The following is a 21,185-nucleotide window of genomic DNA, read 5'->3' on the forward strand; positions in this document are numbered from 1 at the left end:
CGGATGCGGCTCAGTAGTGGAGTTCGATCCAGGCGACGTGTCCTTCGGTCTGCCATGTGCGGGCGGCGATGGTCTCGCCGTTGAACACGGCCACGACCGGCTCGTTTGGCTTCTCGGAGGTATGCCAGACCCGCCAGACGTTCGGGACCTCGCTTTCGCCCAGCCCGTCGACCTGCTTGCCATTGATCGTGACCGTGTCGTCGATGCCGAAATAGCCGCGCGGCCGCATGAAGCCGATCGCCGCGGGCTTGCCCTTGGCGGCGTCCTCCAGCGGGTAGAGGCGCAGGTTCACGTATTCCGACGAGCGCGGAAACGCCGATCGGTAGATGTGGTGGACCGGGTAATTGTCCTGGCGCACGACGAATTCGTAGGCCTGACCCGCCTCGGCCTCGAAGGGACCCCAGCGGCCGCGGCGGCCCGCGGTCGCCTCATGCACCGGCTTGTCGCCGATCCGCGCGCCCGTCGAGCCGTTGATGGCCCAGACCCGGATCCGCGCGCCGGCCAGCGGCAGGTTGGTCGGGCGGTCGTTGGCCCAGCCGCTGACTTCGCCGTTCAGGACGATGGGCGCCTCCGGGGTGATCCCGGTCGATGCCGGTTCCATGCCGGTGATCGCCTTGTACATCAGGGCGAAGGCCTTGGGGGAATAGGCGGTTTCGCGATGATCGACGCCCGGCAGCACCAGGTTCTCCGCGCCGTCCAGTTCGGGCCCCTCGAAGGTTGCGCCGGTCGGCTGACCCGGACGGCCGATGAAGTCGCCCATCGGCTGGCTGTAGAGATCGAACCTGTCGGAGCGGATGGTAACCGTCTTTACGCCCTCGACCACCTCGCCGTCGGCATTGAGCTGGGTCAGGAAGGTGCCGGCGCCATTGTACTCGCTGCCCATGGCCACGCCCGGCGCGACGAAGACGCCGTGGTGAACGCAGCCGGTCAGCACCAGCGTCTCGGTATGGGCCGCGCCGCCGCCGTTCTCGACATAGTTGCGGATGGTCTGGCAGCCGCGGGAATTCCCGATCAGCGCCACCTTCTTCGCGCCGGTGTTTATCAGCACCCGGGTCACGTAGCCGCCGAGCTGCGCGGCGACGTCGGTGGTCGAGGAGCGGTTGGGCTGCTGCTTGGTGTTGTCGCTGCGCGCGCCGGGGTTGTCGAGATCGACGGCGAACAGCCGGTCGCTCGGATAGCCATTGGATTCGAAGCGCCACATCGTGCTGATCCATGTCGCCGCCGTGTCGCTGTCGCCATGCACGAAGACGATCGGGATCGGCTTTTCCTCGTGCGAGGCGGCCATGGCCCCCGGACCGCCGATGGCGAGGGCGGCCGCCGCCGCCATGACTGTCATTCCGATCCGCTTCATCCCGTTACTCTCCCTGTTCGGATATTCGGAGGAGAGAGCCTAGCCGCCACGTCAGACGAAGGCATTACACTTTGTCCGGCGCGGACTGCGTGCGCGCTTGCCCGATCCCCGCGGAAAACATAAGTTCCGCGCCAATCCGGAAATGACACCAAGCCTCGGGAGGACCCCATGCAAGGGCTGATGCAGCAGAAGCAGCTTCTGATCCACACCCTGATTGACTACGCCGCGCAGTATCACGGCAAGACCGAGATCGTGACCCGCACCGTCGAGGGACCGGTCCACCGCTACACCTACCGCGACGCGCAGGCGCGCGCGAAGCAGTTGGCCAACGCCCTGCAGCGGCTCGGGATCGAGCTGGGCGACCGGGTCGGCACCCTGGCCTGGAACACCCATCGTCATTTCGAGTGCTACTACGGCGTGTCCGGACTGGGCGCGGTGCTGCACACCATCAACCCGCGCCTGTTCCCCGAGCAGATTGTCTATATCGCCAATCACGCCGAGGACCGGGTCATCTTCACTGACCTGACCTTCGTGCCGCTGCTGGAGAAAATCCAGGACGAGCTCAAGTCCGTCGAGCACATCGTGGTCATGACCGACGCCGAACACATGCCCGAGACCTCGCTGAAGAACGTCATCTGCTACGAGGACATGCTGGCCGCCGAGAGCGCCGCGTTCGAGTGGCCGCAGTTCGACGAGATGACGGCCTCCAGCCTCTGCTACACGTCAGGCACCACGGGCAATCCGAAGGGCGTGCTCTATGCCCACCGCACCACGGTGCTGCACAGCTTCGCCGCCTGCATGGGCGACTGCCTGGGCCTGTCGTCAAAGGACACCATCCTGCCGGTGGTGCCGATGTTCCACGCCAACGCCTGGGGCCTCGCCTACGCCGCGCCGATGTGCGGCGCCAAGATGGTGCTGCCCGGCAAGGATCTCGACGGCCAGTCGGTCTACGAGCTGATGGACAAGGAAGAGGTCACCATGTCCGCGGGCGTTCCGACGGTCTGGCTGATGCTGCTCAACCACATGGAAGAGAAGGGCCTGAAGCTGCCGCACATGAACCGCACGGTGATCGGCGGCTCGGCGGCGCCGGCGGCCATGATCGAGAAGTTCGAGACCGTCTACGACGTGACCGTCATCCACGCCTGGGGCATGACCGAGATGAGCCCGCTGGGCACGACCGGCGTGATGACCCGCGAACTGGAGAGCAAGCCCTTCGCCGAGCAGCTGCCCTACAAGTCCAAGCAGGGCCGGGTGATCTATGGCGTGGACCTGAAGATCACCGGCGACGAGGGCGAGGAGCTGCCGCGCGACGGGGTCGCCTTCGGCAATCTGAAGACCCGTGGCTACTGGATCACGGCCGGCTACTTCAAGGGCGAGGGCGGCTCGATCCTGGACGAGGGCAACTGGTTCGACACCGGCGACGTCGCCACCCTGGACGAGGACGGTTTCATGACCATCACCGACCGGGCGAAGGATGTGATCAAGTCCGGCGGCGAGTGGATCAGCTCGATCGATCTCGAGAACGCCGCCATGGCGCACCCGGAGGTCGCCGAGGCGGCCGTGATCGGCATCTTCCATCCGAAGTGGGACGAGCGCCCGCTGCTGGTGATCGTCAGGAAGGCCGGCAAGGAGCCGTCGAAGGAAAGCATCATGCAGTCGCTGGAGGGCAGGATCGCCAAGTGGTGGATGCCCGACGACGTCGCTTTCGTCGACGAGATCCCGCATACCGCGACCGGCAAGATCCAGAAGGTCACCCTGCGCGAACAGTTCAAGGACTACACCCTGCCGACGGCGCAGGACGCGGCGGAGTAAAGGGAAACCGGGTCTCTTCCGGGGCTTGACCCCGGAAGCCGGAACGGCGTTGCTACCGCACTGGGTCCCGGGATCAAGTCCCGGGGCAGGTCTGTGGGAGGGATGACATGACCTATGAACTCTACGCCCTGGCCTGGGCCGGTCTGATCTGGGTCCTGCATTTCCTTCTTGTCGCCATGGTGGCTCACCGCCAGCTCGGCCCGCGCTACCTCTTCAGCCCGCGCGACGAGCAGAAGCAGCTCAGCGGCGTTCCCGCCCGGCTGAAGCGGGCGATGGAAAACTACAACGAAGGCCTGCTGCTGTTCGCGGTGGCTGCCGTTGTCGTGCATCTGTCGGGGTCCAATTCGCCGGTCACCGAGATGTGCGCCGGCATCTTTCTCGGCGCGCGTCTGCTCTACATCCCGGCCTACGCGCTCGGCTGGTCGCCGGCACGGTCGCTGATCTGGTTCGTCGGGCTGTTGGCGACGATCGTGATGCTGCTGGCGGCGCTGTTCGGCTAGTTTGACCCGGCGTCAACCCGACGCGTAGAATCCACACGTCCGAACGCGTGGGGGTTGCGATGTCTGGGTCTGCTAGTTTCTCTGGACGGGTTTCCCGTTCCGTTTCAGCCGCCCTCGCGGCGTCTGCGTTATTTCTGCTCTCGCTTCCCGCGGACGGCCAGGTTCTCGAACGGCGCGACCGGCCACCGGGACTCGACCTGAACGCCAGCATTGCATGGCCGGTTCTGGTGGTCGGCGCGCCTCTGGAAGTCATGGAGCATGACGGGGTGCCCGTCCGGGAAGGTGCGGCATTCGTCTTCGGACTGCGGCGGCAGATTCGCGCGGTCGTCACGGCCGGATCCGAACCGGAACTCGTCCCGCTTCAACGCCTCATTGCCTTCGGGTCCGAAGTGCACGGCGCGAAGGACAATTTCGGCGCGGCCAGCGTGCTCGAGGACTTCGATCTGGACGGTCAGCCTGAACTCGTCGTCGGCAATCCTGGCGCAGGCCTGCCGCCGAATGATCAACGGCCCGGGCTGGCGCATCTCTACCGCCTGCAGCAGGGCCGTTTCCAGCCTGACCGGACTCTTCGGAAGGGTACGGGGCGAGAACTCGGTCTTCCGGGCCTGTTCGGCTTGGCCATGCTTTCGGCGGACTTCAGCGGCGACGGCTATCCGGATCTGATCATCGGGTCGCCCGGCCATCCGCGCGCGCAAGGCGCAGGACCAGGCGCCGTCTTCCTGTTTCGCAACAAGGGCGAACTGGCGCCGAATACCGATTTCATCTTCTTTCCGATGGCTGCGATTCTCGATGCGCAGACGCTGATGGGCGAAGGCAATCAGTCGCAGTTCGGATTGGCAATGGCGGCCGGCGATTTCAATGGCGACGGCCGGATCGATCTGGCCGTGGGCGCGCCGAATGCCGATACCGGAAACGGGGAGGGTTCCGGTTCGGTCTTCGAGTTCCACGGACATGACGAGTCGTTTTCCGGGATCCGGCGACTGGACCAGTCCGGTCTCAGTCCCGACGAAGCGGGCGACCTGTTCGGCGAAGTCCTGGCCGCCGGGGATTTCGACGGAGACGGCTATGACGACCTTGCCGTGTCCGCAGCCCGCGAAAGCGTCGGCAGTGGCGCGGCCCAACAGGGGCTGGTCCTTCTCTTCCGCGGCGGGCCGGACGGGTTGAGCATCGATACCGCGCTCGACCCGCGCGACGTGCCCGGCGGGGCATCGGATTACATGCTGTTCGGCAGCAGCCTGGCGACCGGCGATTTCGATGGTGACGGAAGAACCGATCTGGCCATTGGCGCACCTGGCGACCGCAGCTCTCAGTCCGGCATGCCGGCGGTCGTGGATGCCGGCGGACTGCATCGCCGCGACCTGGCGGAGACAGGAAGGCGCATGACCAGACCATGCCCCGACAGGCCGGGGGGCATGCAGCGGCGTCGCGCCGATTCTCCGCTGTGCGGAGATGTGACCGGTCCGCCGCCGGTCGGGACAGCGGCGCCGAAACTCGCCGAACGGACAGGCATGGTGCATATGTACCGTTCGACCGCCGGGGGGCTGATCCACTTTCAGGCCATTGGAAATGGCAGCGAATGGCAGGCGGGACAGCGGTTCGGGGATGCATTGACGAGCAGCGATCTGAATGGCGACGGCGTCGGCGATCTCGTGGTCGGCGCCTCGTCCCGCGACGTGCTCGGGAATGGCGGTGTGCGCTCCGGAGGCGTCTTCGTTTATCTGGGCGGCGCCGAAGGCCTCACGCCGGTCCAGAAGCTTTCGCAGATGCCCCTCGATGCGGACGAGGATGGCGACGCATTCGGCTCGGCCTTCAGTCAGCCCGGTACCCGCCCGTTCTTCGGCGCGAATTGACCGCCGGAGCCCGCCGCGGCTACGTTCCTCGCTCAACGTCTCTGGGGGAGGAACGACGTGGCGTTACCGCTGGACGGGCTTGTCGCCTATGAATTCGGATCGAATGTGGCCGGGCCGTTCGCCGGCTCGATCCTGGCCGAACTCGGCGCGACGCTGATCAAGATCGAACGGCCCGAGGGCGACGATGCGCGGAGTTGGGGGCCGCCCTTCGCGCCGGACGGCACGGCGACCATCTTCCACGCGCTGAACCGCAACAAGAAGTCGGTCACCGTCGATCTGAAGGATCCGGCCCAGTTGCAGAAACTGCGCGAACGCATCGCTGCCGATGGCGACATTGTCGTCCAGAACATGCGCCCCGGCGCCATGAAGCGGCTCGGCCTCGACTCCGAAACGCTGCTGGAGATGAACCCGCGGCTGATCTACTGCAATCTCAACGCCTTCGGTGCCGATGGTCCGCTGAAGGACCGGCCCGGCTATGACGCGCTGATGCAGGCCTTCGGCGGCATCATGTCGGTGACGGGCGAGGAGGGGCAGGCACCCGTCCGCTGCGGCATCTCGGTGATCGACATGGGCACCGGCATGTGGTGCGCCATCGGTATCCTTTCGGCCCTGTTCCGCCGCGGCGTCAGCGGCAAGGGCGGGCTGGTCGATGCGGCTTTGTTCGAGACGGCGGTGCAGTGGATGACCTTCTATTCCGCCGACTACCAGACCACCGGCAATCCGCCGAAGCGGCATGGCTCCGGTGTGCGCGGCATCGCGCCCTATGAGGCCTTCGAATGCGCCGACGGCTACCTGATCGTGGCGGCCTCGAACGACCGGCTGTTCATCAAGCTGGCCGACGCCATCGGCCAGCCGGAGTGGAAGGCGGACCCGCGTTTCGCCACCAATCCGAAGCGGGATGCGAACCGTGTGGAACTGAAGCGGCAGCTCAGCAACATGCTGATCCAGCAGCCTCGTGCGCACTGGCAGTCCATTCTGGACGAGGCCGGGGTGCCCAATGCGCCGACGCAGTCGATCGACGAGGTTCTGGAGCATCCGCAGACGGTCGCCGCGGGCATGGTCCAGCAGGTCGCGGGCGCGCCCTTCGGCCTGATCGGCCTGCCGCTCAGCTTCGACCGCGAGCGGCCAGGGCCTGCGCTCGAAGGCGCCGGATCTGGGCCAGGACAATGATGAGATCATGGGGAGCGCCGGCTGATGGATCTTCTGCCTGAGAGTTTCGAGACCATCCTGCTGGAGCGGCCTGAGCCGCATGTGCTGGTGGTGAAGTTCAACCGGCCCGAGGCGCGCAACGCCATGAACACGCAGATGGGCGCGGACATGAAGATGGTCTGGGAGCAGATGTATGTCGATCCGGGCGACACGCGCTGCATCATTCTGACCGGGACCGGAGACAAGGCCTTCTGCGCCGGCGGCGACCTGAAGCAGCGCAACAACATGACCGACGAACAGTGGCAGCAGCAGCATGCGCTGTTCGAGCGGGGCATGATGGCGATGATGGATTGTCCCGTGCCGGTGATCGCGGCGGTGAACGGCGCGGCCTTCGGCGGCGGCTGTGAGTTCGTCTGCGGGGCGGACTTCGCCTATGCCTCGACGACGGCGCGGTTCGCGCTGACCGAGACCTCGCTGGGCATCATGCCGGGCGCAATGGGAACGCAGAATCTGCCACGAGCCGTGGGCGTGCGGCGGGCCAAGGAGATCATCCTGACGGCGACGCCCTTCGGCGCGCAGGAGGCCTTCGACTGGGGTCTGGTCAACAAGGTCTGCGAACCTGACGAACTGATCCCCGCTGCGCTGGAGACGGCGCGGAAGATCGCCTCCAACGGGCCGATCGCGGTGCGGCAGGCCAAGAAGTCGGTCTCCATGTCGACCCAGCTCGGCTATCACACCGGCTATCTCTACGAGATCGAAGCCTACAACCGCATGGTTCCGACCGAGGATCGTCTGGAAGGCGTCCGCGCCTTCAACGAAAAGCGGAAGGCCGATTTCAAGGGACGTTGATCGCGTCGCAGGGGTGGCATCCCCGAACGCCCCTTGGCGGGGGGCGGGGAACGCGTCCACAATGGCGCCATGAACTCACCGCATCCTCCAGGCACCCTGCAGCGCCTTCGGAGGTCAATGGTTACCTGGGGAGGTATCTGCCATGGAACGTGACGTCATCCTGCGCGAGGTCGGTCTCCGCGACGGCCTCCAGCTGGTCAAGGAGATGTTCCCGACCGACGCCAAGAAGCGCTGGATCTCTGAAGAGGTCGCAGCCGGCATGTCGGAGATCGAGGTCTGCTCCTTCGTGCCGCCGCATGTGGTCCCGCAGTTCCAGGATCACGAGGAAGTCGTCCGGCACGCGAAGTCGCTGTCCGACCTGACGGTCTCCGCTCTGGTCCCCAACGCCAAGGGCGCGGAACGGGGCTTCATGCTGGGCGTGGACAAGCTGAACTTCGTGGTCTCGGCCTCCGAAACGCACAACCAGAAGAACGTGAAATGCTCGACCGAGGACTCGCTGGTCCGCTTCGAGCAGATCATGGAAGTCCGCGCCTCCAACCCGGACTATGCGAAGACCGAGGTCTGCAGCGGCGTCTCGACGGCGCTGGGCTGCACGCTGGAGGGCGAGATCGATCCGAAGCGCGCGCTGTGGCTGATGGGCGAACTGGTCAAGCGCGGCGCGACCGAGATCGGTATCGCCGACACCGTCGGCTACGCCAATCCGGGCCAGGTGAAAGCGCTTTTCATCGACGCCATCGCTGAGTTCGGCGCCGACAGGGTCGTGGCGCATTTCCACGACACGCGCGGTCTCGGTCTCGCCAATTCGCTGGCCGCCTACGAGGCCGGCTGCCGCAAGTTCGACGCCTCGCTGGCCGGTCTGGGAGGCTGTCCCTTCGCGCCGATGGCGACCGGCAATGTCGTGATGGACGATCTCGTTTTCATGTTCGAGGCAATGGGTGTGAGAACGGGTATCGATCTGGACCGCCTGCTGTCGATCCGGGAGGTGCTGCGGGAAAATCTGCCGGCGGACGAACCGCTGCACGGCATGATCTCGAAGGCAGGCCCGCCCAAGGGCTTTCGCCCCGCATCCCAGCCCCTGGCCGCGGAGTAGTCTCATGGCAGCTGACACCACCATGCGCACGACCGAGAACCCGGTGCTGGAACTCGGCAAGGACTGGCCCGACCTCAGGGAAAGCGTCACCAAGATCTGCGAGAAGTTCCCCGAGAGCTACTGGCACGAACTCGACGAGAAGTCGGAATATCCGCACGCCTTCGTCGATGCCCTGACCGAGAGCGGGTATCTCGCCGCGCTCATCCCGGAGGAGTACGGGGGCTCCGGCCTGCCGCTCCGAGCGGCGTCGGTGATCCTGGAGACCATCCACGCCAATGGCTGTTCGGCAGCCGCCTGCCACGCCCAGATGTACATCATGGGCACCGTTCTGCGTCACGGGAGCCCGGCGCAGAAGGAACAGTACCTGCCGAAGATCGCGACGGGCGAGTTGCGGCTGCAGGCCTTCGGCGTCACCGAACCGACGACCGGTTCGGACACGACGCAGCTCAAGACGCGGGCCGTGCGCGAAGGCGATGAATACGTCGTCAATGGGCAGAAGATCTGGACCAGCCGTGCGCTGCAGTCGGACATGATGCTGCTGCTGGCGCGAACCACTGCAGCGGATCAGGTGCAGAAGCGGACCCAGGGCCTGTCGGTCTTCCTGATCGATCTGCGCGATCTGGTGGGCAATGGCTGCGAGATCCGGCCGATCAAGACCATGGTGAACCACAACACCAATGAGGTCTTCTTCGACAACATGCGCATTCCCGCCTCCAGCCTGATCGGCGAGGAGGGCAGCGGCTTCAAGTACATCCTGTCGGGCATGAACGCCGAGCGCGTGCTGGTGGCGTCGGAAGCGCTGGGCGATGGCCGCTGGTTCATCAGGAAGGGCGTCGAGTACTCCAATGACCGCGTGGTCTTCGGCAACGCCATCGGCCGCAACCAGGCGATCCAGCATCCGATCGCGCGCGCCTATGCCGAACTCGAGGCCGCCGACATGATGATCCGTCAGGGCGCGGCCCTGTTCCAGGCCGGGCTGGACTGCGGCGAGGCGGCGAATATCGGCAAGATGCTGGCGTCGGAAGCGGCGTGGCACGCGGCGGAAGCCTGCTTTACCGCTCATGGTGGCTTCGCCTTCGCACGCGAGTACCACATCGAACGCAAGTGGCGCGAATGCCGTCTCTTCCAGACCGCGCCGATCTCGACCAACATGATTCTCAATTACGTCGCGCAGAACATCCTGGGCCTGCCGCGATCCTATTGAACAAGAACGACGTTCCGGGGAGGGGACAAGCATGCTGACGGTTGAAACGCCGAACGATCTGAAGAGCCATGTCGGCGCCGATCTGGGCACCTCGCGCTGGGTGGAAGTGGATCAGAAGATGATCCAGGCCTTCGCCGACGCGACGGGCGATCACCAGTGGATCCATGTCGATGTCGAACGCGCGAAGAAGGAAATGCCCGGCGGCAAGTGCATTGCGCATGGCTTCCTGACGCTCTCGCTGATCCCGCAGCTGATGTACGAGATGATCAAGGTCGAGAAGCTGAAGAACGGAATCAACTACGGTTCCAACAAGCTGCGCTTCACCAACATGGTGCCGGCCGGCAGCAAGGTGCGTCTCGGCATGAAGATCAAGGAAGTCAATGACATCGCCGGCAACGGCATCCAGCTGATCACCGAGACGCGGATGGAGATCGATGGCCAGGAGCGCCCCGCGCTGGTCGCCGAAACCATCACGGCCTACTTCCCCTGAGCGCGCAGATGGATATCAGCACAGACCTGATCCGCTGCGAGATCGGCGACGATTTCGTGGCGACCGTGACCATGGCGGCCGAGCCGGTCAACGCGCAGTCGCAACCCTTCCATGACCAGATGATGCAGGTCTTCGACACGCTCTCCGATCTTCCGGAAGCGCGCGCCGTCCTGCTCTGTTCGGCATTCAAGCACTTCTCGGCCGGCGCGGAGATCAAGGACCGCGCGAAGTCGAAACGCGGGGCAGGGGACCACTGGCAGCACAGCCGCAGGGCGCGGGAGTGCTTCCATTCGATCATGGAATGCCGGATTCCGGTTGTCGCCGCCGTCGGCGGCGCGGCCCTCGGCGCCGGTCTCGCACTGGTGGCCTCCGCCGATATCATCGTCTGCGCCGACGACGCATCGATCGGCCTGCCGGAGATCAATGTCGGGCTGGCCGGCGGCGGGCGTCACTGCATGCGCCTGTTCGGCCACAGCCGCACGCGGCGGATGATGTTCACCGGCATGCGCGTCTCGGGGGAGGAGTGCTACCGCCTTGGCGTCGCCGAGGCCTGCGTGCCGCGCGACCAACTGATCCCGACCGCGCACGCCATCGCCGCGGAGATCGCGTCCAAGAGCCCTGTCGCGGTGGAGATCGCCAAGCATTCGGCGAACACCTTCGAGGAAATGAGCCTGCGCGACGGCTATCGTTTCGAGCAGACCATGACCTGGGAACTGGGCAAGAGCGAGGACTCGAAGGAGGCCATGCTGGCCTTCGCCGAGAAGCGTAAGCCCGTCTTCAAGGGACGCTGAGGGAGGGGAAACCCATGGCGGAAACCGACGTCACCCGCCGGCTGGCCGAAATGGCCGCCGGGCTGCGCTACGAGGATATCGACGACGACGCCAGGGCCGTGGCCCGCCAGTGCCTGCTGGACTGGTTCGGCGTGACGCTGGCCGGCGCCTCGGAGAACTGTACAGCCATCGTCGCGGGCGATGCGGAGGACCAGGGCGGGCACCCGCAGGCGACCCTGGTCGGCCGTGGCGTCCGCATGGCCAGCCGCCAGGCGGCGCTTGTCAACGGCACGGCGAGCCATGCGCACGACTATGACGACGTGAACATGACGCTCTCCGGTCACGCCACCGTGGCGGTGGCCGGCGGCCTGCTGGCTCTGGCCGAACGGCTGGATTCGACCGGTCAGGATCTGCTGGTCGCCTTCGTTGCCGGCTACGAGACGGCCTGCCGGGTCGGTGCGCTGGTCAATCCGAGCCATTACGCCATGGGCTTTCACGCAACGGCCACCGCCGGGACCTTTGGCGCAGCGGCAGCGTGCGGGCGATTGCTGGAACTCGATACCGACAGGATGGCGCGTGCCTTCGGGATCGCCGGCACCATGGCGGCCGGGCTGAAGAGCCAGTTCGGCACCGACTGCAAGCCCTTCCATGCCGGGCGGGCGACCGAGGCCGGGCTGATGGCCGCGACCATGGCGCAGCGGGGTTTCACCTCGCGCGGCGACATCCTCGATTGTGCCCAGGGTTTCGCCGAAACTCATGGCACCGACTTCCGGGCGGACGCCGCGACGGGCGATGCGCCGGGCGGCGGTTTCCACGTCCGCAACAATCTCTTCAAGTACCATGCGGCCTGCTATCTGACCCACGCCGCCATCGAATGCGGCATGAAGTTACGCACCGAGCACGGGCTGAAACCCGATGACATCGCCTCGGTGAAGCTGCGCGTCGAGAGAGGCGCGGACCGGGTCTGCAACATTCCGGAACCGGCGACGGGTCTGGAGACCAAGTTCTCTCTGCGGATGACGGCGGCCTTCGCACTGGCCGGCATCGACACGTCCGGCATGACCAACTACGTCGCCGCGAACGCGACCGACCCGGCGTTGACCGCGCTCCGCGACCGGATCGAGGTCGATCTGGTCGAGGGACAGCCGCAGACCTGGTCGGAGCTGACGGTCACGACGACGGACGGCCGGACGCTGACGGCTGAGCACGACAGCGGCATACCCGCCGGCGACGTGGCCGGGCAGGGCGAACGCATCGCCCACAAGTTCCGCATGCTGGCGGAGCCGGTCATCGGCGACAACCGTGCCGGCGCGCTGCGCGAGGCCGTGCTGGCGCTGGAATCGCAACCGTCGGCGGCCCAGCTGATGCAGCTTTCCGCCTGAAGAAGGTCCAGAACAGAATGAGCCAGCCCCGCGATCTCACGGCGCTGATCGACCCGAAGAGCATCGCGGTCATCGGCGCGTCCAACGAACCCTACAAGTTCGGTGGACGGCCGATCCGCTACATGAAGATGGCGCCCTTCCAGGGACCGATCTATCCGATCAACCCGCGCGAACCGGAGATCCAGGGTCTGAAGGCCTATGCGGACATCCGGGACGTGGGCCAGCCCATCGACATGGCCATCGTCACGGTGCCTGCCCCGGCGGTTGTCGGGGTCGTGGAAGCGGCCGCCGAAGCCAATGTGAAGTCCCTGGTGATCTTCTCCTCTTCCTTCGCCGAGGTCGGCGGGGACGGCGCCGTCTGGCAGGAACGGTTGCGGCAGGTTTCCGAGGAAAGCGGCATGCGCATCTGCGGGCCGAACTGCCTCGGCACGCTGACGCCGGCCACTTGGGCCATCGGGACGTTCAGTTCCATGTTCGACCACGGCTGGCCGAAGCCCGGCGGGCTGACGATCATGACCCAGTCAGGCGCTGTCGGTGCGCATATCCTGGTGCAGGCGCGCGAACTGGGGCTTGGAATTCGCACCTGGGTCGCGACGGGGAACGAGGTCGACGTCGATATCGCCGACTGCATTGCCTATGGCGCGACTGACCCTGAGACGAAGGTCATCACCGCCTACATGGAAGGTTGCAAGAACCCGGAGCGGCTGATCACGGCGCTGAAGATGGCGCGGGAGGCCGGCAAACCCGTCTTCTGCATGAAGGTCGGCTCGTCCGAAGTGGGGGCGGCGGCGGCGGCGACGCACACCGCGTCCCTGGCCGGCGCGGACGCCGTCTTCGATGCGGCCTTCCGGCAGTTCGGCGTGGTCCGCGTCCACAGTCTCGAGGAAATGATGGACCAAGCTGCCGCGGCACTGGTAAGTCCGCTGCCGAAGGGCCGGCGTCTGGGCATCGTCACGGTCTCGGGCGGGGCCGGTGTGATGGCCTCCGACGAGGCGGAGAATATCGGGCTCGAGGTGCCTGAACTGCCGAAGATCGCCCAGGATGCCGTGAAGGCGGCCATGCCCTATGCGGCTGCGCGCAATCCGGTCGATGTGACCGCCATGGCGACGAACCAGTTCGACCTGCTGCGCGAGGGCCTGGAGGCCATGCTGGAGCACGGCAAGGTCGACATGACCATGATCTTCCTTTCCGCCGTCGGTTTCTCGGAGCGGATCATGGAAGGGTTGAACGAGATCTTCCCGGCAATCCGCGAGCGATATCCCGACGCCATCATGTCGATCGCCATGCTCTGCTCGGACGAGAACCGGCGGCATCTGGAAAGCCATGGCTATCTGATCTGCGAGGAGATGAACCGCGGGCTCAGGACCATGGAAGCGCTGGCACGGGTGCGAGAGGGCTTCGACCGCGGCAGCGACGACGACCCGCTGCCGGAGGCGCCGTCCGATGCCGTTATTCCGGAGTCACTTCTCAACGAGTTCGATGCGGCGCAATTGCTGTCGCGGATCGGTGTGCCCTATCCCGACATGCGGGTCGCGGCCACGGCCGATGAAGCCAGGGCGGCCGTCGAGGCGCTGGGCGGCCGTTGCGTGATGAAGATCCTTTCGGCGGATATCCAGCACAAGTCAGATATCGGCGGGGTGAAGCTGAACGTGATACCGGACGGGGCCGCTTCAGCCTTCGAGGCGATCATGGCCGGTGCTGCCGAACATGCGCCTTCCGCCACGGTCGACGGCGTGCTGGTCGCGCCGATGGCGGCGTCCGGCGTCGAGACCATTCTGGGCGTTCAGAACGATCCCGTGTTCGGTCCGACCGTGATGTTCGGCCTCGGCGGGATCTTCGTCGAGGTCTTCCGGGACGTGAGTTTCCGCGTCGCGCCGTTCGGACCGAAAGAGGCCATGCGGATGATCCGGGAACTGAAGAGCCTGCCCATGCTGGAGGGAGCGCGGGGAACCGAACCCGTCGATCTGGAACGGCTTGCGCTGATGCTGTCGAAGCTTTCGGTCTTCGCTGCCGCCAACGCCGACCGCTTCGAAAGCATCGACATCAACCCCTTCGTCGCCCGCGGTGATGGCGGCGTGGCGCTCGACGCGGTGATCGCGCCGAAGGCTTGATACCGGGTCAAGCCCGGGTACCTCGGGTGTCAGCCGTTTGCCAGCCGCCAGATCTTTTCCGGCGTCAGCGGCATGTCGACATGGCTGACTCCCAGCGCGTCGCAGACGGCGGAGACAATCGCCGGCGGCCCGGCGATTGTGCCGGCCTCGCCACAGCCCTTCACACCCATGGGTGAGGTCTCGGTCGGCGCGTCCTCGTAGAAGTCGATCTCCGTCTCCGGCAGATCGTCGGCGCGCGGCATGCAGTAGTCCATGAAGCTGCCGGAGACGAGCTGCCCCGACTCCTCGTCGTAGACCGTGTGTTCCAGCACCGCCTGGCCGAGGCCCTGGATGATGCCGCCCATGACCTGTCCGCGAACGACCATCGGGTTCACGATGATGCCGAAATCGTCGATGGCCGTGTAACGGTCGACCCGCACGGTGCCGGTGTCCGGATCGATCTCGACCTCCGCGATGTGGCAGCCGTTCGGATAGGCATTGCCGGAGCGTGTGTATTCCTCGTGCCCGGTGAGCCCGCGCTCGTCTTCCGAGCGGCCCGAGGCAAAGGCCGCATCGACGACGGACTGCCAGTCCACCGAGCGGTCGGTGCCGACGACGCGGAAGGTGCCGGCGTCGAATTCGATATCGGCCGCCGCCGTCTCCAGGATCTCGGCGGCGATCGACTTCGCCTTCTCGATCACCTTGGCCGATGCGCCCAGAATGGCGCTGCCGGCCACCTGCAGCGACCGCGAGCCGCCATGGCCGTGTCCGATGGGCGTGTTGGCCGTGTCGGACTGACGGAAGCGCACCTTCTCGAAACTCACGCCGAGGCGCTGGCGGACAATCTGGGCGAAGGTCGTCTCGTGGCTCTGACCGTTGGACTGCGTTCCGACCGAGACCGTGACGAAGCCGTCCTCGTCGAAATCGAGCCGGGCGTATTCCGTCGGCACGCCCAGCGTCGCCTCCAGGTAGTAGGCAAGGCCGTAGCCGCGCAGCCTGCCCGCCGCCTCGGAGGCTGCCTTGCGCTTCGCGAAGCCGCCCTTGTCCGACTGGGCGATGGCGCGGTCGAGCACGGTCTCGAAGCCGCCGGAATCGATCACGTGGCCCAGGGCCGCCTGGTAGGGCAGCTTCGCCGGCTGGATCAGGTTCTTCCGCCGCAACTCGATGGCGTCCACGCCGAGATCCGCCGCGGCCTGTTCGATGGCGCGCTCCAGCAGGTAGCAGGCCTCGGGCCGACCCGCGCCGCGGTAAGCGTCCGTGGGCACCGTATTGGTGAAGGCTGCCTCGACCTCGTAGAAGACCGACGGAATGTCATAGGCGCCGCCGATCACGGACGAGGTCGCCATGGTCGGGACCACCGGGCCGTTGGTCGAGACATAGGCACCGAGATTGGCGGTGGTCTGCACATGCAGGCCGGTGAAGCGGTAATCCTTGTCCAGACCCAGCCGTACGACGGTCTGCTGGTCACGGCCCTGGCCGTCGGTCAGGAACAGTTCGGTCCGGTCGCAGACCCACTTCACCGGCCGCTTCAGCTTGCGCGCCGCGTACAGCACCAGCGCGTGTTCGGGCTGCACCTGATTCTTGCCGCCGAAGCCGCCGCCGACGTCGTAAGCGACGACTCGGAGCTTCTCCATCGGCATGTCGAAGACCTGCTTGGCCAGCATCTCCCGGAACATGAAGACGTGCTGGATGGAGCCCGACAGCGTGTAGCAGCCGCTCTTCTCGTCGCAGAAGCACAGCGCGCCGCGCGGTTCCATCGGATTGATGACGATCCGGTTGTTGACCAGTTCGACCTCGGCGACATGGGCCGCGCCGGTCAGAGCCTTCGCCGCCGGCTCCCTTTCGCCCTTGGTCCAGTAGAAGGCCTTGTTGCCCGGCACCTCATCATGCAGCAGCGGCGCGCCGGACTTCAGCGCGGCCTTCGAATCCGTGACCGCGCCGAGATCGTCATATTCGACCTCGACCAGATCAGCCGCGTCTTGCGCCTGCTTCCGGGTTTCTGCCACGATGAAGGCGACGCCGTCGCCGACGTGACGGACCTTTTCCATCGCCAGAGGCCAGCGTGGCGGCACGACCAGCGGGCTGCCGTCCGCATTGGCGATGGATGGCCGGATCGGGACGGGCGGCAGCTTGTCGGCCTTCCAGTCCTGACCTGTATAGACCGCGACCACGCCGGGCGCTTTCTTCGCAGCGGATACGTCCAGCCTGGCGATCCGGGCATGGGCCGATGGCGAGCGCACCATGATGGCATGCAGGCAGCCTTCCGGCGCCATGTCGTCGAGATAGCGTCCGTTGCCGGTGATGAACCGCTGATCCTCGACACGCGTGACCGACTGACCGATGCCGAATTGCATGGCTCCCCTCCCTCAAAGCGACTTCAGACGACGATAGTCCTCCAGATCGTCGATATCGTTCAAGGTCGGCGCAAAGGCAACGCGCGCATGGGAGGGCAGCGTAGCCACGGATTCGTCGAGGGTCGTCGGTGCCGACCATGTCACGCCCGCGAAAAATCTCCGGGGCCGGTAGCCGCGTTTCAGCCCGACCAGCCAGAAGCCGCCATCCTCGGCCGGCCCGAAGACGGCATCGTGCGTGCGCAGTTGTTCGAAGGCGCCGGACAGGGTGCCGGGCGTCACGCCGGGAATGTCCCCGCCGATCAGCAGGCGGTCGGCATCGCCATGATGGTCCAGCGCCCGCGCCATGCGGACGCCGATATCGCCGATGCCCTGCCGCAGGACACAGAGTGACGGCGGGAAGTATCGACCCCGCGCCGCACTGTCCGGTGCGGTCCAGATGACCGTCTCGACGTTCGGGAACTCGCGCGCCTGTGCAACGGTCCGGGCGAGGCTCCGGCGATAGAAGGCGAGGGCGGCGGCATCGCCAATTCCACTGGCCAGCCGGGTCTTCACCGAGCCCATGCGCGGCGCCTTTGCGAAGACGATCAGGACACGCTTCACCGGCTGTAGATCCGGGCGATGACCGAGGGCGGCAGGCCGAGGAAGTAGAGACCGAGGCAGAACAGGTTCCGCGCCGGACGCGCAATCCAGCCATCGCGTTCATAGCGGGCGGCGGAGGTGATGGCCTGTGCGTCGAAGAGGTGCAGCCGGCGCTTGCCGATACGGCGGACGATGTCGACATCCTCCATCAAGGGCATGTCCCGGAAGCCGCCGGTCTTCTCGTAGAGCCTTCGCGAAATGAGCAGCCCCTGGTCCCCATAGGGGAGGCCAAATCGGCGCGTCCGCCAGTTCGCCCCGCGTTCGACCCGGCGCGCGCCGGGCGCTTTGCTGTCGAGCCTCAGGGTGAAGACGCCGGCTCGTTCCGCGTTGGTCGGGATGGATATGAAATTCCCGGCGACGGCACGCCAGCTGGGGCTGAGGACGGTGTCGGCGTGGAGAAACAGAAGCCAGTCCGCAGAAGCCGCTTCGGCGCCGCGCCGCAGCTGTCCGCCGCGTCCCTTCGGTCCGATCACGATTGTTGTCGCCAGAGGCTCTGCGATCTCCCGGGTGCGGTCGGCGGACCCGCCGTCGCTGACGACGATCTCCGATACCGGATCGCCGGCGACGCTCTCGATCGTCTTGGCCAGCCCCGCCTCGGCGTTGAGCGCCGGGATGATGACGGCGATGCGGCTCATCGCCGGAAGGGCAGGGCCAGCATCCAGAGGAAGCCCTGTCTTGCGCCGTCGCGATACTCGGCCAGCCCGATGTTCATGCCGACGTGGCCGGCTTCCGGCTGGGGCCGGTAGGTGCCGAAAAGGCGGTCCCAGAGCGACAGGCTGAAGCCGTAGTTTGAGTTGGTCTCGCCAACGACTGTGGAATGATGCACCCGGTGGAAATCCGGCGTGACGATGAGCCAGCGCAGGCTCCGGTCCAGCCAGCGCGGCAGATCGACATTGGCGTGATTGAACATTGCGCCGCCGTTCAGGAGGATTTCGAAGATCAGCACCGCGACTGCCGCCGGGCCGAGCACGGCGATGACGGCGAGTTTCAGCACCATCGACAGCACGATCTCGACCGGATGGAAGCGGAGCGCCGTCGTCACGTCGATATCCAGATCGGCATGGTGCATCCGGTGAATGCGCCAGAGCGGCGGGATCAGGTGGAAGGCGACGTGCTGGGCGTAGATCACCCCGTCCAGGAAGACGATCGCTAGCAGGACTTCCAGCCAGAAGGGCAGGTCGACCAAGTTGAACAGCCCGATGCCGCGTTCGGCTATCAGCGCGGCGAAGCCGACAGCCAGGGCCGGCAGGAAAAAGAAGGCGGCCCGGACGGCGGCGGTATTGACCACCACGACGCCGATATTCTGGAACCACCGGCGCACGCGTCCGAGACTGAGCTGCCGTTTCGGCGCAAGCAGTTCGAGCCCGCCCATCAGCGCCAGCATGCCGCCGAAGATGGCAAGCCGGATGGTTCCTTCATTGGCCAGCAGGAAATTGCCCATGCCCGCCATTTAGCGGCAGGGACGCGGCCACGCCAGTCGCGCTGCGGTCACAGCCGCGTGGGTGCCGCGTCAACCGCAGCCGCTTGGCAGGATCAGGGCGTCTGCAATGGTGACGCCCTGTACATGCGGATGGACGATCACAGGGTTCAGGTCGATCTCGTCAACGCCGTCGCCAAGTGCCTCGGCGAAACGTGAAAGCATCTCGATTGTCCTGCAAAGCGCGTCGACATCTGCCGGCGGCGCGCCGCGTAGGCCGTCGAGCAGGGCGCGTCCCTTCAGCCGGTCCAGCATGTGGCGGGCCTCGCCGGAAGTGACGGGCAGCGGTACGAAGACGACATCCTTCAGGACCTCGACCAGCACGCCGCCGAGACCCGCCATCAGTATGAGACCGAACTGCGGATCGCGCCGGAGGCCCAGAATGACCTCCACGCCGGGCGTCGTCATTGGCTGGACGAGCACGCCCTGAATGGTGGCGTTCGGATTGTACGCCGCGGCGGCCGTCAGCAACGCGCCATAGGCTTCCGCTGCATCGACAGCTTCGACGTTGAGCCGGACCCCGCCGGCCTCGGTCTTGTGCAGGATGTCGGGCGACTGGATCTTCATGGCTACAGGACCGGCCATCGTTTTCGCCGCCTGTTGCGCGGCTTCCGCCGTGCCGGCAAGCGCGCCGCCAGCCCAGGGCAGGCCGAAGCCGGCGAGCAGGGGGCCCGCCTCGGCCTCGGTCAGCACGCGGTCCCGGACGGGCAGGGCGATCGCTGTGTGCTTGACGGCTGTGGCCCCGGCGGGCTCCAGGAAGCGTTCCCGGACTTCACGGTAGCGCGCCATCTCGGACAGCGTCCGGGCGCAGTGGCGCATGTTCCAGTAGAGCGGGATGCCGCATCCGGCGAAGGTCTCGATCGAGGCCTCCGCAGGGGCGGTGTAGGAGCAGAAGATCACCGGCTTCGGGCATTCCGCCCTAAGGCGCTCCAGATCGGGACGGGCGGTCACGGCGGCCGGGCCGTCGCGGGCGGTGGTGATGCAGACGATGGCGTCGATCGCCGGCGAGGCGGCGACCATCATGTTGAGGCGGAAATGACCGAGCTGACGCACGGCCTGGGCGGTGGCGTCGACCGGGTTCTGCGAACTGCCATAGGCGGGCAGGTGCTGGTCGATCTCGGCCCGGGTGGCGTCGTCGAGAACGGGGAGTTCCAGACCGGCTTCGGACAGGGCATCCGCCAGCAGACCGCCTGCGCCGCCCGATGAGGTCGTCACCGCGACCCGGCGGCCAGCCGGCAGCCGCCCGGCCATGTGCGAGAACCCGGCGGCCAGATCGACCATCTCCTCGAGTTCGTTGCACTCGATGATGCCATAGCGCTCGAAGATCGCCCTATAGGCGCTGTCCGATCCGGCGAGCGCGGCGGTGTGGGACGCAGCAGCGCGCTCGCCGGCTTCGGAGCGGCCGGCGCGGGCGACGATCAGCGGCTTGCCGGCCCGGAGCGCCTTCGCACCGACTGCCTTCAGCTTCTCCGGCGTCTTGATGTCCTCCATGAAGATCAGGAAGACCTCGGTCTCGCCGGTGTCCAGCAGGTGATCGACGATGTCGAGATGCTCGAGCGCGGCCTCGTTGCCGGTGGTGACGACATAGTTGAAGGGCAGGCCGCGCGGCCGTCCGTGGTCGAACAGCGAGAACCCCAGCCCGCCGCTCTGCGCGACCACGGTGACGAAACCGTCTTTGCGGTATTCGGGGATCAGCGCGCCCTGGAAATGCCGCGCCGCCGGGCTGAAGGTGGCCGTCAGGTTCAGCCGTGTGTTCATGAAACCCTGGCTGTTCGGCCCGACCACCACCATGCGATAGCGTTCCGCGATCTCCCGGATCTCGTCCTGCAGGCGCGCGCCGGCCCCGCCGGGCTCTTCGGCGAAACCGGAGGTGATGATGTGGGCGGACTTCACGCCGGCCTCGCCGCAGTCCCGAAGGACAGCGGGTACGAATTCGGCAGGCACGATGACGATGGCGAGATCGGCGGGTTCCGGCGTGTCGGCGACAGAACGGTAGGCCTTCAGGCCCATCACCTCGTCTGCGCTACGGCTGATCGGCCAGATCGCGCCCGGAAAGGGCTGGCTGGTCAGCACCTTCATCAGCCGGCCGCGCAGGATGGTGTCGTCGCCGGACGCACCGATGACGGCGACGGACTTCGGCGAAAGATAAGCTCCGATATCCGGAGCCATTCGGCCGGG

The 21,185-nt window shown here is 66.2% G+C and carries 17 protein-coding genes; 11 read left to right on the top strand and 6 right to left on the bottom strand.

The features are described 5' to 3' along the window. Positions 1-10 precede the first annotated feature (10 nt). On the bottom strand, positions 11-1,351 hold the full coding sequence (locus ACMVY4_RS15040) for an alpha/beta fold hydrolase (RefSeq protein WP_416896827.1): 1,341 nt from the start codon (positions 1,349-1,351) through the stop codon (positions 11-13). A gap of 168 nt (positions 1,352-1,519) precedes the next feature. Here ACMVY4_RS15040 and ACMVY4_RS15045 point away from each other — a divergent pair, with 168 nt between their 5' ends. The 11 genes from ACMVY4_RS15045 (at position 1,520) to ACMVY4_RS15095 (ending at position 14,558) form a co-directional block, all read left to right on the top strand. Further along, the gene (locus ACMVY4_RS15045; protein WP_416896828.1) at positions 1,520-3,163 is read left to right on the top strand and encodes a 3-(methylthio)propionyl-CoA ligase; all 1,644 of its coding nucleotides are present in this window, start codon (positions 1,520-1,522) and stop codon (positions 3,161-3,163) included. A 107-nt stretch (positions 3,164-3,270) separates the two neighbouring features. Then, positions 3,271-3,663 carry an MAPEG family protein gene (locus tag ACMVY4_RS15050; protein ID WP_416896829.1) on the top strand — a complete coding sequence of 131 codons (393 nt, stop codon included), beginning with the start codon at positions 3,271-3,273 and terminating at the stop codon, positions 3,661-3,663. A gap of 227 nt (positions 3,664-3,890) precedes the next feature. Continuing rightward, complete coding sequence (locus ACMVY4_RS15055; protein WP_416896830.1) at positions 3,891-5,513, top strand: FG-GAP-like repeat-containing protein; 1,623 nt, start codon at positions 3,891-3,893, stop codon at positions 5,511-5,513. 57 nt (positions 5,514-5,570) lie between these two features. Next, on the top strand, positions 5,571-6,683 hold the full coding sequence (locus ACMVY4_RS15060; protein ID WP_416896831.1) for a CaiB/BaiF CoA transferase family protein: 1,113 nt from the start codon (positions 5,571-5,573) through the stop codon (positions 6,681-6,683). 24 nt (positions 6,684-6,707) lie between these two features. Further along, positions 6,708-7,511 carry an enoyl-CoA hydratase-related protein gene (locus ACMVY4_RS15065; RefSeq protein WP_416896832.1) on the top strand — a complete coding sequence of 268 codons (804 nt, stop codon included), beginning with the start codon at positions 6,708-6,710 and terminating at the stop codon, positions 7,509-7,511. A gap of 142 nt (positions 7,512-7,653) precedes the next feature. After that, complete coding sequence (locus ACMVY4_RS15070; protein ID WP_416896833.1) at positions 7,654-8,601, top strand: hydroxymethylglutaryl-CoA lyase; 948 nt, start codon at positions 7,654-7,656, stop codon at positions 8,599-8,601. Positions 8,602-8,623: 22 nt separating this feature from the next. After that, positions 8,624-9,805 carry an acyl-CoA dehydrogenase family protein gene (locus tag ACMVY4_RS15075; protein ID WP_416900323.1) on the top strand — a complete coding sequence of 394 codons (1,182 nt, stop codon included), beginning with the start codon at positions 8,624-8,626 and terminating at the stop codon, positions 9,803-9,805. A gap of 31 nt (positions 9,806-9,836) precedes the next feature. Further along, the gene (locus ACMVY4_RS15080; protein ID WP_416896834.1) at positions 9,837-10,295 is read left to right on the top strand and encodes a MaoC family dehydratase; all 459 of its coding nucleotides are present in this window, start codon (positions 9,837-9,839) and stop codon (positions 10,293-10,295) included. A gap of 8 nt (positions 10,296-10,303) precedes the next feature. Then, entirely contained in the window at positions 10,304-11,086 is a 783-nt protein-coding gene (locus ACMVY4_RS15085; RefSeq protein ID WP_416896835.1) for an enoyl-CoA hydratase/isomerase family protein, read from the top strand. A 14-nt stretch (positions 11,087-11,100) separates the two neighbouring features. Continuing rightward, entirely contained in the window at positions 11,101-12,447 is a 1,347-nt protein-coding gene (locus ACMVY4_RS15090; protein WP_416896836.1) for an MmgE/PrpD family protein, read from the top strand. A gap of 17 nt (positions 12,448-12,464) precedes the next feature. After that, positions 12,465-14,558 carry an acetate--CoA ligase family protein gene (locus tag ACMVY4_RS15095; protein WP_416896837.1) on the top strand — a complete coding sequence of 698 codons (2,094 nt, stop codon included), beginning with the start codon at positions 12,465-12,467 and terminating at the stop codon, positions 14,556-14,558. Between the two features lie 29 nt (positions 14,559-14,587). Here ACMVY4_RS15095 and ACMVY4_RS15100 read toward each other — a convergent pair whose 3' ends face one another. The 5 genes from ACMVY4_RS15100 to ACMVY4_RS15120 all read right to left on the bottom strand — a co-directional run bounded on the left by ACMVY4_RS15100 (position 14,588) and on the right by ACMVY4_RS15120 (position 21,176). Further along, a complete protein-coding gene (locus ACMVY4_RS15100) occupies positions 14,588-16,891 on the bottom strand; it encodes a xanthine dehydrogenase family protein molybdopterin-binding subunit (RefSeq protein ID WP_416896838.1) in 2,304 nt (767 codons plus the stop codon). Between the two features lie 12 nt (positions 16,892-16,903). Further along, a complete protein-coding gene (locus tag ACMVY4_RS15105) occupies positions 16,904-17,491 on the bottom strand; it encodes a TIGR04282 family arsenosugar biosynthesis glycosyltransferase (RefSeq protein ID WP_416896839.1) in 588 nt (195 codons plus the stop codon). Then, positions 17,488-18,165: a TIGR04283 family arsenosugar biosynthesis glycosyltransferase gene (locus tag ACMVY4_RS15110; RefSeq protein WP_416896840.1), complete on the bottom strand. Its 678-nt coding sequence runs from the start codon at positions 18,163-18,165 to the stop codon at positions 17,488-17,490. The genes ACMVY4_RS15105 and ACMVY4_RS15110 overlap by 4 nt, the downstream gene beginning before the upstream one ends. After that, the gene (locus ACMVY4_RS15115; RefSeq protein WP_416896841.1) at positions 18,162-18,971 is read right to left on the bottom strand and encodes a sterol desaturase family protein; all 810 of its coding nucleotides are present in this window, start codon (positions 18,969-18,971) and stop codon (positions 18,162-18,164) included. Before ACMVY4_RS15115 ends, ACMVY4_RS15110 begins: the two co-directional genes overlap by 4 nt. Before the next feature lie 69 nt (positions 18,972-19,040). Then, on the bottom strand, positions 19,041-21,176 hold the full coding sequence (locus ACMVY4_RS15120; protein ID WP_416896842.1) for an acetate--CoA ligase family protein: 2,136 nt from the start codon (positions 21,174-21,176) through the stop codon (positions 19,041-19,043). Positions 21,177-21,185: the final 9 nt, after the last annotated feature.

It is taken from the genome of Minwuia sp. (assembly GCF_048007105.1).
In the GTDB taxonomy this organism is placed as follows: domain Bacteria; phylum Pseudomonadota; class Alphaproteobacteria; order Minwuiales; family Minwuiaceae; genus Minwuia.